Source organism: Ligilactobacillus ubinensis (assembly GCF_024160875.1).
GTDB classification, from domain to species: Bacteria; Bacillota; Bacilli; order Lactobacillales; family Lactobacillaceae; genus Ligilactobacillus; species Ligilactobacillus ubinensis.
The window spans coordinates 39,093-53,702 of record NZ_JAIULA010000021.1 but is presented as its reverse complement, the minus strand read 5'-3'; the positions used below and the strand labels follow the sequence as shown (position 1 = coordinate 53,702).

Sequence of the window (14,610 nt, the reverse complement as noted above, 5' to 3'; positions counted from 1 at the left end):
TAAAGGGGCTATTTGCGTTGGCCCAAGCCCTTCTAGGGCTATAAAAAAGCCACCAGCTATGCTGGTGGATGCTTACTGAACTATTTATTTACTTATTAGTACAACTCTATTTAAAGAAAGCTAGGTATCAAGGTTATCCCATATATTCCAATCATAATAAGAGCCGCAATTCCAATTAATTCAGCTTTAGTATAACTAATTTTATTGTTTTTCCTATTCCAAATAAATAATATCAGCCCGGGCAAATATGCAACAAAGCAAAATAATAAATATTTTAGCCCTACCAAACACAGCACTAATAATTGAAATATTGCTGCTACAGCTCCAATAACTACATTTTTCACTTCTTTACTTTTTAGTGATATCTTTATTTGATAAAGTCCCACTAAACAATAGCATACTATTATAGATGAAGTGCATAATGAATATGCTAAATTGTATGCATTTTCAGAGAAATAAACGATAATTAAAAATATTTGACACATAATTGCTTCTGTTATTAACGAAAGAGTTGGCGCCCCATATCTGTTAACCTTTGCAAAGCAATTTGGTAACAATTTGTTTTTAGCCATAATGCTAGTAGTTTCAGCTGGAAGCATCGTCCACGATAACCACGCTCCTAAAATTGAGATAATAATCCCAATACCTATAAAGGGGGCGCCCCAATCTCCAACCATTTCTTTAAAAATATATAGCGAAGTTGGCTGTGAAAAACTTAAAATTTCCTGTCTACTCAAGTATCCATATGGCAAAATTGATGCTAAAACGTATAGGCTTAATAAACTAAGCATACCAATGATAGTTGCCTTACCTGTATCTTTTTTCTTTTTAGCACGTCCGGACATAGTTGTAGCACCTTCTATTCCAACGAAAACCCAAACCATAGTTAACATGCATGTCTTGACCTGATTCCAAACTTCATATAAGGTAATCTTTCCACCTAATGTCCCCTTTTCCATCCACAAGTTGTTATTAAATAAGCCAAATTTAAAATTATATATACATGCCACAATTAGGCATATTAAAGGGACTAACTTACAAAAGGTAATAATTGTATTTAAAATTGCTGCGCTTTCTACTCCTCGAATAACTACAAAAATTAATATCCATAAAATAACACTAGCTGTTACAATTGAAATTAGATTTTGACCTGATTTAAATATTGAAGAAAAAAAGCCAAAAGAACTCATTAGAATTATAGCAAATGCTACGTTTCCAAGACATGCAGATAACCAATACCCCCAGCCACTTAAAAAGCCTATAAAATCTCCAAAACCATTTTGTGCATACGAAAAGATTCCTTGTAAATCAGCCTGTTTTAAAGCTAAATTATTTATAGACAAAGCCAACATAAGTATTCCTACTCCAACTATAATCCATGCTAATATGATTGAACCTGCTGTTGCACTTTTGGCAAGAACTGTATTTATAGTAAAAATGCCTGAACCTAAAGCTGATGTTATAACAATAGAGACTAGTGGAATTAATCCTAATTTCTTGGATTTAGCTTTTTTTTTCATCAATATATCCTTTCCATAAATAAAGCTGTGAACATTTTTTGATCACAGCTCTACTGAACACAGTACATTTTTTTATTACTGCAACATTGCATCAATATGTTTTTTAAAAAGCTTGTTTATAGTATCTGCGTCCGATTGATTTTTACTAATAATAAATATTGTATCATATCCTGCGATACTGCCAACAATCTCTACTAGCTCAACACCATCTAAAATAGCTGTTATAACATTTGCATAATTTGGACTAGTATGTACTACGTTTATGCATTCAATACATTGTATACTATATACATACAACTCGATTGCTTGATATAATTTTTCAATTTCTTTTCTTTTATCTACCCGCTGTTGTCTATAACAGATTTTACCGCTATCATCTCTCTCTTTTATAATGCTAAGTTCTCGAATATCTCTTGAAACAGTTGCTTGTGTTGTTTCAATTCCATTTTCCTTAAGTAAATTTATTAATTCCTCTTGAGTAGAAACCTTGTTTTGCACAATTATTAGTTCAATAAACTTTCTTCGCTTGTCTCGCTTCAAAATAACCATTCCTTTGCTTTAAAAATTTAGAAAATAAGTAATTAAAATGTTATTTTTCCTGTAAAAATTAAATAAAGCGCACATAGAGCACAAACTAGTATTAGAATGGATATTAATAATTCTCTTTTCGAGAAAGCATGTTCTTCGTGATTATCCTTTTTTTGCATCACATAATAAAAAGCCATCCCTGGTGCAAATAAAACTGTCGTAAGCAATAAATATTTCATTCCAGCAGCATAAACTAACCAACATGCATAGATACTAGCAATTATTCCAATAATAATATTTATTGTTCTTCCAGGAACTTCTTTGTCTTCTTTTAAAGAGTATTTCAATTGATAGAATCCTGAAAATGCATATGGAATAAGAATAGCTGAACTAGCCAAAGAATAGAAAAAGTTATACGCACTACTTGATATCAAATAGGTAAAAAAGAAAATTTGAATTAGTATATTTGTAACTAGTAATGAATTAACAGGTGCTCCATTCCTATTTTCTTTTGCAAAAAACTTAGGGAATGTTTCATTTTTAGCTGCTTCATAAGGCAATTGTCCAGCAAACATTGTCCATGATAGCCATGCACCTACAACTGAAATAATTAAACCTAAATTTACAAGGACTGCCCCCCATTTTCCAACAATTGATTGTAATAAATATGCCATTGCTGGTTGACGAAGTTTAGCTAGTTCTGGTCTTGTCATTACACCTAATGATAGTAATGTTACTAACATATATATTAAAATAACTGTAACAATACCTAAGATTGTAGCCTTTCCAACATCAGATCTTTTTTTAGCTCTTCCAGAAAAAAGAACAGCTCCTTCTATTCCAATAAACACCCAAACTGTTACCAACATTGTTCCTTTAACTTGTGATAATACCGGTTTTAATTCAAAGTTTCCTGAAACAGTACCCCAAAAGTCTGTTGTAAAAACGCCTAATTTAAACGAAATAAACATTACCACTAAAAATATTCCGATAGGAATTAGTTTTGCAATTGTTAACACTGTATTAATAAATGAAGCAGACTTTGTTCCTTGCAAAATCAAAAAATGACAACCCCATAAAATTATCGATGCTACAATGATTGAGTAAAGATTTTGCCCATCTTTAAATATTGGCATAAAATATGCTACAGAGCTCATTAATAAAGTAGCATACCCTACATTTCCTAACCAAGCTGAAATCCAATATCCCCATGCGGAATTGAATCCCATATACTTACCAAATCCTGCTTCAGCATAACTATAAATACCTGCATTTAAGTCTGGTCGCTTCATATTCAAATTCTGAAAACATAAGGCAAGCATCACCATTCCGACAGCAGTAATAATCCAGCCTAAAATAATTGATCCTGCTGAAGCAGAAGATGCCATATCACTCATTAAGTTGAATATTCCACCACCGATAATTGAACCAACAACTAAACCCACTAAGGCTGTTAAATTTAATTTATCATCTTTCATAAGTTTTCACTTCCCTAATCTAAAAAAGAAGATCAAGTTCTAACTAAAACATTCACTCACCTGATCTCCATCCAATTAACTTATTTATCTACTCATATATGTTAAGCTGTTATTTTAGTTCCAATTCCTTTATCTAACAATTCGTTTACTTTATCCAACGAGGTAATAACAGCTGTTCCACCTGTTTGTTCTACAAATTCAATTGCTGCATTAATCTTAGGTAACATACTTCCGGCTGCAAATTGATTTTCTGCAATGTATTTTTTTAATTCATCAACTTTAATTTGTGTAAGAGCTTTTTGATTTGGTTTATTAAAATTAACGTATACATAATCAACAGCTGTCAAAATAATTAATTCATCGGCATGAATACTAGTTGCTAATTTTGATGCACCGTAATCTTTATCAACAACAGCCTCTTTTCCAATATATTTACCATCACTACTTTGAGATACTGGAATACCACCACCACCAGCTGCGATTGGAATCATATCATTTTCCAACATCATCGAAACAACTGGATACTCAATAATTTTGGTTGGAATAGGAGAAGCAACAACTCGCCTATAGCCACGACCGGAATCCTCTACAAATGTGTATGTGGGATTGCTTTTTTCTTCTTTTAAAGCTTCTTCTCTAGTATAAAAAGGGCCAATTGGTTTAGTTGGATTACTAAAAGCTGGGTCATCTGGTAAAACTTCTGTTTCCGTAACCACAGTTGCTACAGTTTTATCAATATTTTCAGCTTGTAATACTTGCCTTAAGGATTTCTGTAACCAATACCCTATACTACCTTCTGTCATTGCACCAATTGTATCTAATGGCATAACCGGGTTTTTTTCCGTGCTGCCCGCTACCTGTTGTAATAACAAATTTCCAACTTGTGGACCGTTTCCGTGAACTATAACAAGTTTGTGTCCTTTTTTTATAAATTCAGCTAAAACTTTAGCTGTTTTTAAAATGGCAGCTTGTTGTGAATCAGCACTAGCATCTTTGGATAAAATTGCATTTCCTCCTAATGCTACAACTATTTTCTTCATTTTCACTCCTCCTAGTAATTATGTTATTCACCCAATGTAGCCACCATTATCGCTTTAATTGTGTGCATACGATTTTCTGCTTCTTGAAATACAACTGACTGACTGCTTTCAAATACTTCATCTGTTACTTCCATTTCTGTGATACCATATTTATCTGCAATCTTTTTACCGACTCCTGTTTCCGTGTTATGGAAGGCTGGTAAACAATGTTCAAATATTGTATTTGGATTATTTGTTTTTTTCATTAATTCCTTATTCACCTGATATGGTTTTAATAATTTAATTCTTTCTTCCCAAACACTATCTGGTTCACCCATTGATACCCAAACATCAGCATATATTACATCTACTCCGTCTACTCCTGCATCAATATCATTGAATACTTCAATATGTGCTCCTGTTTTTTCAGCTATTTCGTTTACTTTTTGAATTAATTCATTTGATGGATTTAATTCCTTTGGACAAATTACATGGTATGTCATTCCCATCTTGGCCGCTCCCATCATCAAAGCGTTTGACACGTTATCTTGTCCATCACCAACAAAAGCAAATTTAATGTCTTTGTATTCTTTCTTTAAAACCTCTTTAGCTGTTAAGAAATCAGCTAATACTTGTGTTGGATGATCTTCATCCGTCAAGCCATTCCATACTGGAACACCAGAGTATTCAGCCAATGTTTCTACTGTTCTTTGTGAAAATCCTCGATATTCAATTCCATCGTACATTCCACCTAGTACTCTAGCTGTATCTTTAACGGATTCTTTGTAACCCATATGACTTCCTGATGGTCCCAGATATGTAACATGAGCTCCTTGGTCATATGCAGCAACTTCAAATGAACACCTAGTTCTTGTTGAACTTTTTTCAAAAATCAATGCGATATTTTTGCCCTTAAGTTTTTGTTGTTCAGTTCCTGTATATTTTGCTTTTTTCAAATCTTCCGATAAATTTAATAGATATTCCATTTGACGTGGTGTATAGTCCATAAGTGTTAGATAATCTTTATTACGTACATTAAACATAATATTCGCTCCTTTTATAATTAATCTATTTTGTTAAATCTTCTCTATATATAGGCATTGACATACAACGTGGACCACCACGTCCTCTAGAAAGCTCACTTGATAGAACTTCGTGAACTTTTATGCCATGTTTTCGTAAAACTTCATTTGAGACATAATTTCGATTGTAAGTTACAACCTCGCCTGGTGCAATTGCTAAGGTGTTCGATCCATCATTCCATTGCTCTCTTGGGGCTACAATTGGATCGCCATTCCCTGTTGGTATTAAATCTAAATCATCTAGATCTAGTGCCTTTTTAAGTACCTCTTTTAAATCACGATGATGTTCAATTGACACACCATTTTCGGATGGATGTAAAATCCAACTGTCTACTTGACCATCCTCAGTTAAAATAGCAGGGTGAACTGTAAATTGATCATAGTTAATCATTGTAAAAACTGTATCTAAATGCATCATTGCATGATTATGTGGTATTTTAATTGCAATCACAGTATCATATCCCGATGAAGCATTAAATAAATTATTAGCGATATCTTGAATTGCTTCTGCAGAAGTTCGCTGTGAAACACCAATAGCTAAGACGTGATTATTTAATACTAATTCATCTCCACCTTCAATTCGTGTTTCATGATTTCTGTTTCGCCATACATTTACTCCTTTATCTTTAAAACGACTATTATGGGCTATTATATATTCCATAAATAATGATTCTCTTTGTCTAGCTTTAAATGTCATATGGTTTATGCTCAATCCTTCACCAATTGAAGCTGCTGGATCTCTCGTAAAATACAAGTTAGGCATTGGATCCATTAGGAATGGATAACTTTGATCTGTTGACACTTCTTTCAAATCTAATGATTTAATCTCAACTTCATCTTTCCTAACTCCTTGCATAATATGTTCGAGCATTGTTGGAACATCAAAACTATTTAAATAATCATTTAAAGAACCCGAAATTTCACTATTTTCATAACCTGATTCGTTAATTATTCTTTGTAGGAATTCTTGTCTCACGTTCTTATCAACAAGTGCTTCTGCAACTAAATCATCTAGATAAAGTACTTCTGTTCCTGTATCCCTTAAAACTTCTGCAAACTCATCATGTTCTTTTTGAGCAACTGGTAAATATGGAATGTCATCAAATAATAACCTTGGCATTGTCTCTGGAGTAATATTTTCAATTTCCTTTCCCGGTCGTTTTAAAATAACCGTTTTTAGTTTTCCAATTTCTGATTTTACATTAATTGGGCTTGCCATTTTCAATCACCATCCTGCATAAATTTTATTACATGCCTATGTTACTAACCTGAGAAAGCGTTGTCAATCCTTTATTTAACAAGACTTTTTAACTAAGAAAACTGTTATTTATACAAATGTATATTTTTTAGTTTTATTCATTAAAATGTCAATAACAACTATTTTTATTAACGGCTTGTATAAAATTTGTATAAAGATTTTTTTATAAAGTTTTTATTAAATTGCTCATTTTAATTATTTATCGTTATTGATTGTGCTTCTTTTCACAAGTTTTATAATTAGTAATTTTTGAAAAATTAAATTGGAAATTGGAAATTAAAAAAAGATGAACTACGTGTCTATCCTAAGTGTTATCTTTATACACTTTGAACTTACGTAATTCATCTTTTTTATTTAGTTCTATCTAAAGTTTAATTTACCTGATGTAGTGTCATACTCAATTTTTGTTCCTAAATCTAAGCTTAGTTTTTGTATCCGCTTGAGCATGCGTTGTGCTAAATCTTTCTTGGCAACTACTGGAATACCTCTTTTCAAAGAGTCTTCGTTTGCCATTCTTAAATCTATTGGTAGTAGTCCATATTCCGGTTGCTTGTTTTTTTCTGTATAGTCAACGGATAAAACAAAACCCATTGAAAAAATTTCATCGCTGTTAAAACCTGCTAGTTCTCCATTATCATAAGCTCTCATTTGATGTAAATCTGATGGCAATGAATTGGTTTGCAGTTGATAAGCTTGATACATTTCAGGGGGGATAATTGATTCTCCTGCTTCGAATTCCATTAAAAAACTACCTAAATTATAGAAAATTGGTTTTTTATGATAAAGTTCGATTCCCCTCAAAAAATGGGCACCATGGCCAATTACAATATCAGCCCCTGCATCTATTGCCTGGTATGCGGCTTGTTTCACAAACTCCGCTGGCTCATCAGCATACCAATTCTCATTAATACCTTCATGTGTGTGTAAACTAAAAACAACAAAATGCGCCCGTTTTTTTGCATCAGCTATTTGTCTAACAATATTATTCAGATCTTCTTGATTTGGTACTGTTTCAACTTTATACTTATCTCCTTCTTTAAAATGCAGCTTTTCCTGATACATAGAACCTAAGTATAATTCATAATTTGGTAACTGCTGCCACCGTTCGATTCTAGTCCCTACTTCAATACTTTGTGTTAGACCTAATTGTTGACTAAAATTTTTAATTGTTCCAAATGCATCCTCTGGAACAATATAAGTACGATCCCAACGTAATGGATTAAGTCCTGGTCTAGCTGGAACACCGTTTCCAGCGTTACTTGCTAAAAATACCTCTGAACGTGTAGTGGCCGCAGCTACTATTCCGATTCTTCCTGTTTTGGTATCGTAAAACTTGGGTAAATGTACTTCATCTAAACTACGACCTATCCCAATCGGATCAATATTTCTTTTTTCGGCCGCTTGAATCGTATCTAAGATTCCCTTAACTCCAAAATCACCTGTATGATTATTCGCAAAATTTATTAAGTTAAAACCCAGTTTTTTTAACTCATCGAGCTTGTTTTCTCTAACAGCTGTTACATAACCTCGACCTGCAGCCGGAGGTGTATCTACTTGCGGTGTACAAAATTCAGCATTAGTAAAATTAACATCTGCTGATTTCAAAGATGTAGCAATTTTTTCATCTATACGTTGACTTATATTGCGACTCGAAAATAAACTATCACCAGTAATTGAAATTTTCATCTATTCTTCCCTTCTAGTTTGTTAAGTATTTAATATTTTTCTTTACTTCAACTTTAGCTGGAAATTTTTTCTTAATATACTTTTGAATTGATTTTTTATGATATAGTTTGACTAATTTCTTATATTGGGAATTATTCTCATTTTTCTTAGCTGTAACTATTACATTTACATTAGCTTTAGTGTTCTGTTCTATTTTTTCATGATAAATTGAATCTTTAAATACATTAAGTCCCGCCTCTTGTGCAGTATTATTATCAATTACTACAGCTGCAACACTGTTATCATTCAAAATATTTGGTGCACTAGTCGAAAGCACAGTTTTAATTTTAAAATTTTTAGGATTAGACTTAATATCTTTTATATTAACCAAATCATTAACACCATGTTTTTTTAATGTGATCAATCCTGCTGATTCTAATAATTTTAGCCCTCTACTCTCAGCTGCAGCATCATTAGCAATTGCTAAAGTTGACCCCGAAGGAATATCTTTCAATTTAGTATACTTTTTTGAATATAAACCCATTGGTTGAATATATGTTGTGCCTAAAGCAACTAACTTACTATTTTTATTTTGTTTGTTGTATGTAACAAGATATGCATATGATTGAAAGGCATTAACATCAAGTTTTCCTTCAGCTGTAGCTCTATCTAATGACGCAGAATCTGTAAAGTCTTTTACTGTAATTTTTAAACCCATTTTCTTAGCTTCTTTACTCTTAGCTATATACTCCCACACTTGAGTATCAGTTCCCTGTGATCCTAAAACAATCTTTTCTGTCGTTTTTTTGTGTTGACTTGTAAATATAAATATAGCTGCTAAAACAATTACAGCCAATATTCCAATAATGGTTGTTTTTTTCTTCATACTTGCGTTTTCTCCTTAATTATCTATCCCCATATTTTTTTGGCAGTTTCAACTACTAATCGAATTTTTGCCCATTGTTGTTCTTCTGTTAGTTTATTTCCTTCTTCAGTTGAAGCAAAACCACACTGCGTACTCAATTCCAAGTTTTCTAATGGAACATATTGTGTAGCTTCTTTAACTCTGGCAATTAAACTTTGTGTTTCTTCTAGTTCAGGTTTTTTACTAGTTACTAAGCCTAATACAATTTTTTTATTATCCGGAACAGCTGCCAGAGGAGCAAAATCCCCTGAGCGATTATCGTCAAATTCCAAATAAAATGCTTGAACCTTTTCTTTAGCAAATAAATAGTCTGCTACTGGAGCATAGCCACCTGAAGTTGCCCATGTCGAATGATAATTACCACGACAAACGTGTGTGCTAATCCGTAAGTCCTCCGGTAAATCAACTAAAGAAGCATTATTAACCGCCAAATATAATTTTTGCAAAGTTTCGCGATCAAATTCTCCATTTGCCATTGTTGCCCAGAACTTATTATCAACTACCATCCCCCATGTACAATCATCAATCTTAATGTCACGACAACCGGCGTCATATAAAGCCAAATATAATCCTCTATATGCATTTCCAATATCAACAATCAACTCAGTATCATCAGGATACACCTCTCGTAAAGCTGCTACATTTTCTTCTCCTCTAACTAATTCAGCATAGAACTGTGCAGGTGCTGGTATACTTTGACGAGCTGTAATATCCTCATCATTGGCTGTCAAATCATGTAGAAATTTATAAGCAGCAACATCTGGATGATCTGCAGAAAATTTAATTTTTCCAATAACTCTAGCCGATTCCGCTCTAGTTTCCTCATCATGAAAGCTATACCCTTGCTTACTAGTAACATGCTCAATTCCTGAAAAACCCCAAAATGTATCTAAGTGCCACCAACTACGCCGAAATTCGCCATCTGTTACAATTCTTAATCCATTTTCTTTTTCTTTAGCAACTAAATCACGAATCGCTGTATCTTCAATATTCCTTAACTGTTCTTTCGTTATTTTTTCAGCAGTATAATCCTTTCGTGCTTGTTTTAATTTCTCTGGTCTAAGAAAACTCCCGACAATATCATAATGCAATTTTTCTTCTACTACTGTGCTAGTCATAATCTACCCCATCCTTTGTTAATATTTGGTTATTTTAAGCAAACAAAAAGCCCCCTACTCATTTATTACAACAAGTAAGGGGCGAATATCCGCGTTACCACCCTTATTTACGCTAAATTAATAGCGCCTCAACAGTACAATCATACCTGGGAAGCTAACGGTTCCTACCGAACAGTTAGCAACCACTAACTGTTACTTTCTCAAAGCTCATCTTCGTCGTCATCTACAATACCTGATTTCAGCTAATTCAGGTTCTCTGAAAATTGTTTCTTACAACTACTCTTCTTCTCACAAGTTTTTTATCATTCGCTTATATAACTTAATCAAATTGTAATACTAATCATTTTTTATGTCAATACTTTTTATAACAACAGTTCTATAGAAAGCTTTATAATAACCTATATATTAAAAAATATTTTTTATACCTTTAAATTCACGATATATCTATTGACACCATTTTTTAATAATCACTAATCAACTTTTCTTGTTTTTAATGCTAATTTTGTTATATCTAAATTACTTATATTGCAAAAAAATAGACTACTCTTTAAAGTAGCCCATCCATTAAGTATACTTACTAGCATTAATTACGCATGTGCATGTGCAATCTTTGCACCAGCTGCTGCAGCTAAGGCAGCAATTATATCATCTAAAAAGGTATTTACACCATTATCATCATTTTGGTCAAGTTGCTTAATGATTCCATGTTTTTCTTTATCTAAATAACCAAAATTTGTCGTAGCAATTTTGCCGTAGATTCCAGAAATTCCTCCTTCGGCTAATAATTCATCAACACCGAAAACACCACTATCATTTTCAACGATACTCTGTAATGGTTCAGGAAGCTGCTTTTTCGTTGCTAATTGGTCAAGTGCAATTCCAACCATTGCATTATTTAAAACCTCACGCTTATGCAAAACATCATTAACCGCATCATAAACTTCTTCAATCTCAAGATCTGATATATATTGCCGTTGAATACTATATGTTATTGCCGCAATATCTTCAGTGGTTACTCCTTTTTTCTTGAAATACGCTATGACAAAATCATATGACGCTCCATCCGGATACTTAAATTGTTCGTTTCTCATAATAATCTTCCTTTCCATTACATAATAAGCTATTTTCGCCTGCTTTACTCTAAATTAAAACCATTTACTTATTATATTTATTACAACTTACTTTGAATTACATCTAACTACAAGGTATAATAAAAAACACTTAAATACAAGAAGGTGCATTATATGACAGTAACTATTTTCAAAAACTTAACATTATTTGACGGCAAAAGAACGAAAAACATTAATGATGCCTGGATAGCTGTAGATCAAGCTACTGGAAAAATAACTGACGTCGGCTCTGGAGCAATTCCACAAAATGATTTGGAAATTGATTTAGCTGGTCAATACGTTATGCCAGGTCTTATCAATGTCCATACTCATATTAGTCTAGATCCAACAGCTTTTGATGGTGGTTTTGGAAAGTCTAAAGTTGAAACTACCATACTAGCATATCAGCATTTGAGAAAACTCCTTAAATCTGGTGTGACTTTCATTCGTGAATGTGGCTGTCTTTATGATATTGATATCGAATTAAGTAAAATGCAGCAAAAAGGTGTGCTCCATCATATTCCAACAATTTTACCTTCTGGGCGGCTTTTTGTTATGACAGGCGGCCATGGAGATGCTCCACACGCAGCATATCGTGTTGATTCTGCCGATGAAATGCGTAAAGCTGTTAGAAAAGGATTAAAAAAAGGTGCTCAAACTATAAAAATGGTTGCCACTGGCGGTGTGATGACACCTAGTGACTTCATGGAAGATCCTCAGCTATCTACCGCAGAAATGCGTGCTGGTGTCATTGAGGCTCATCACAAACATAAAAAAGTTTCCGTCCATGCTGAAGGAAACCCCGGAATCCAAAACGCACTTGATGCCAAAGCTGATTCCATCGAACACGGTTTTTATGTCACCAAAAAAGAAGCTCAACAAATGCTGGCTCAAGATACCTATTTAACACCAACTCTAATCGCTGAATGGGTTATTCCACAGTTTGGTAAAGGCAAAATTCCAGAATGGGAATTAAAAAAGGCTGCTGATGCCCTTGATGATACCTATCAAAACTTATCTTTAGCCTATAAACTTGGGGTTAAATTTACTTGTGGTACAGATGCCGGCACTGTCTTCAATGACTTTGATAAAACACCAGCTGAGTTTGAACTATTAACTAAACTAGGGATGACACCCGCTGAGGCATTTAAATGTTCATCTATCAATTCGGCTAAACTCTGCCAAATTGAATCCGAGTATGGAACTCTTGAAACTGGCAGATTCGCTGACTTTTTGGTTTTAAAGAACAACCCCTTAGTCGATGTCACTGCTGTAAAACAACTTGATAAACAAGTCTATCTACATGGTATTCGTGAATTTTAAACATCTGAATGTAAGTACGTTTCACAATAGTCGTGTATCTACAACAAACAAAAGGGCAAGCAAAAAATCATTGCTTGCCTTTTTTAGCGCTTTACGCTACCTATAGCATTATTTTTAAACCTTTATTGCAACTGTTTCCAGTCTAAACCCCAACTTACTACAAAGCTTTTAACTCCCATGTGTACGGCTATCGATGGTGATAGCTTACCATATGTGAAATGGGCTTTTGGAAAATCAATTTGCAAATTAGGCGCCCACTGCTCTTGAAATTCCTTACTCTCGTAATCACCCATAATTGTCAACCGCATTTTATCTTCATAATTATCATAAACCGAAAAAATCCAGCTCTGTAATTCCTCATATGCTTTTTTGCTACGGACTTGCGTGTTTAGTGCCTCTAATTGACCTTCTTTGTTAATATAAAGGATTGTTTTAACTGGTAACAATAAGTTACTAAATGGTGAAGCTCCATTTGAAATATAACCTGTTTTTGTCAATGTCCGTAAGTCATCTAATGAAATAAATGTTTGTGTTTGATCACGCAAACGTGTAAGTTTCTCGATAATCATCTCAATACTATCACCCTTTGCTACTAACAAAGCTGCTGCTTGAGCTATCTGTCCTTGCACTAAGCCTATAGCTTGTGTATCAAATGTGTATATTGCTAAATTATCAACTAATTCACCACATGCACGTAAGTGGGAGCCTAAAGTACTTAGCCCGCTAGCTGAATGGATACCCAAAACCGCATCGTAACCTTCGGCAGCTATCTGCTTTAATCTACTAGCTAACTCTTCGACTGTCAATTGCGCTACAGTAGGTGTGGTCTCGTCTTGCTCAACCAATTTTTTGTATTCTTCAAAAGTTAAATCAACATCTTCTCGATAAGTTGTTCCATTTATCACAATTGGAACAGAAATTACATTAATATTTAAAGTTTCTATGACTGTTTGGCTTAGATTTGCCGCACTATCTGTTAAAATTGCGATTCGCATATGTGTCTCCTACTAATAATTTTCATATAGTTCATGAGAAACCAAATTGCTCACCCATTAATACTACCATATTTTTACTAATAATTGTTTCTATAAAAGTTATCAACTCGCTAATTACAGCAATGTATTCATTACATTTCACCCTCTTAAAATTAGATTATATACCTATCCGAATCGTTTTTTTATCAATAAGTATAAATCTTAGTTAAGATTAGCCATTACTAAATAAAAGGCACCTAGCGCTTACACTACTTGCTCAATTTACTATCTAGATATTGCTCCATTGCTATTTGTGAACGATAACCACTAATTTTTTCCTTTGCTATCCCATCTTTAAATAAGAGTAAAGTTGGGATACTCATAACATCGTATTTTAATGCTACATCTCTATTTTTTTCAACATCTACTTTTGCAAACTTTATCTGCCCATGATATTTTTTTTCAAGTTCATCTAATACTGGATTCATCATCTTACACGGATTACACCAATCGGCCCAAAAATCAACTAATACCAGACCTTTACTAACTTCTTGCTGTATATTTTTCGCAGTTAGTTTTTTTGCCAACAAAATTTCCTCGCTATCTTCCAT

Annotated in this window: 13 protein-coding genes and 1 other annotated feature; of the genes, 1 reads left to right on the top strand and 12 read right to left on the bottom strand. The window is 33.4% G+C overall.

Going from position 1 to position 14,610, the window contains the following annotated elements; all coding sequences use genetic code 11:
- Positions 1 to 110: 110 nt before the first annotated feature.
- The 10 genes from LB941_RS09875 to LB941_RS09830 all read right to left on the bottom strand — a co-directional run bounded on the left by LB941_RS09875 (position 111) and on the right by LB941_RS09830 (position 11,684).
- Positions 111 to 1,520, bottom strand: coding sequence for a basic amino acid/polyamine antiporter (locus LB941_RS09875; protein ID WP_253361707.1), 1,410 nt, complete (start codon positions 1,518 to 1,520; stop codon positions 111 to 113).
- A gap of 75 nt (positions 1,521 to 1,595) precedes the next feature.
- Complete coding sequence (locus LB941_RS09870; RefSeq protein WP_253361705.1) at positions 1,596 to 2,060, bottom strand: arginine repressor; 465 nt, start codon at positions 2,058 to 2,060, stop codon at positions 1,596 to 1,598.
- A gap of 41 nt (positions 2,061 to 2,101) precedes the next feature.
- Entirely contained in the window at positions 2,102 to 3,526 is a 1,425-nt protein-coding gene (gene arcD, locus LB941_RS09865) for an arginine-ornithine antiporter (protein ID WP_253361703.1), read from the bottom strand.
- 101 nt (positions 3,527 to 3,627) lie between these two features.
- On the bottom strand, positions 3,628 to 4,566 hold the full coding sequence (arcC, locus tag LB941_RS09860; RefSeq protein ID WP_253361701.1) for a carbamate kinase: 939 nt from the start codon (positions 4,564 to 4,566) through the stop codon (positions 3,628 to 3,630).
- Between the two features lie 23 nt (positions 4,567 to 4,589).
- Positions 4,590 to 5,591, bottom strand: a complete 1,002-nt coding sequence (gene argF, locus LB941_RS09855; RefSeq protein WP_253361711.1) for an ornithine carbamoyltransferase — start codon at positions 5,589 to 5,591, stop codon at positions 4,590 to 4,592.
- Between the two features lie 22 nt (positions 5,592 to 5,613).
- Positions 5,614 to 6,846: an arginine deiminase gene (gene arcA / locus LB941_RS09850; protein ID WP_253361699.1), complete on the bottom strand. Its 1,233-nt coding sequence runs from the start codon at positions 6,844 to 6,846 to the stop codon at positions 5,614 to 5,616.
- A gap of 399 nt (positions 6,847 to 7,245) precedes the next feature.
- A complete protein-coding gene (locus LB941_RS09845; RefSeq protein WP_253361697.1) occupies positions 7,246 to 8,571 on the bottom strand; it encodes a CapA family protein in 1,326 nt (441 codons plus the stop codon).
- A gap of 13 nt (positions 8,572 to 8,584) precedes the next feature.
- Positions 8,585 to 9,436 carry a MetQ/NlpA family ABC transporter substrate-binding protein gene (locus LB941_RS09840; RefSeq protein WP_253361695.1) on the bottom strand — a complete coding sequence of 284 codons (852 nt, stop codon included), beginning with the start codon at positions 9,434 to 9,436 and terminating at the stop codon, positions 8,585 to 8,587.
- Positions 9,437 to 9,459: 23 nt separating this feature from the next.
- The gene (locus LB941_RS09835) at positions 9,460 to 10,593 is read right to left on the bottom strand and encodes a 5-methyltetrahydropteroyltriglutamate--homocysteine S-methyltransferase (RefSeq protein ID WP_253361693.1); all 1,134 of its coding nucleotides are present in this window, start codon (positions 10,591 to 10,593) and stop codon (positions 9,460 to 9,462) included.
- Positions 10,594 to 10,667: 74 nt separating this feature from the next.
- Positions 10,668 to 10,894: a binding site (T-box leader), on the bottom strand.
- 286 nt (positions 10,895 to 11,180) lie between these two features.
- Positions 11,181 to 11,684 (bottom strand): phosphatidylglycerophosphatase A family protein, encoded by a 504-nt coding sequence (locus tag LB941_RS09830; RefSeq protein ID WP_253361691.1) that lies wholly within the window; start codon positions 11,682 to 11,684, stop codon positions 11,181 to 11,183.
- A 153-nt stretch (positions 11,685 to 11,837) separates the two neighbouring features.
- On the opposite strand from LB941_RS09830, the gene LB941_RS09825 reads away from it, so the two are divergent.
- Entirely contained in the window at positions 11,838 to 13,025 is a 1,188-nt protein-coding gene (locus LB941_RS09825) for an amidohydrolase family protein (RefSeq protein WP_253361689.1), read from the top strand.
- A 122-nt stretch (positions 13,026 to 13,147) separates the two neighbouring features.
- Here the strand turns inward: LB941_RS09825 and LB941_RS09820 are convergent, their stop codons facing one another.
- Positions 13,148 to 14,020, bottom strand: a complete 873-nt coding sequence (locus LB941_RS09820; RefSeq protein WP_253361687.1) for a DegV family protein — start codon at positions 14,018 to 14,020, stop codon at positions 13,148 to 13,150.
- Positions 14,021 to 14,268: 248 nt separating this feature from the next.
- Complete coding sequence (gene trxA / locus LB941_RS09815) at positions 14,269 to 14,586, bottom strand: thioredoxin (RefSeq protein WP_253361685.1); 318 nt, start codon at positions 14,584 to 14,586, stop codon at positions 14,269 to 14,271.
- Positions 14,587 to 14,610 lie beyond the last annotated feature (24 nt).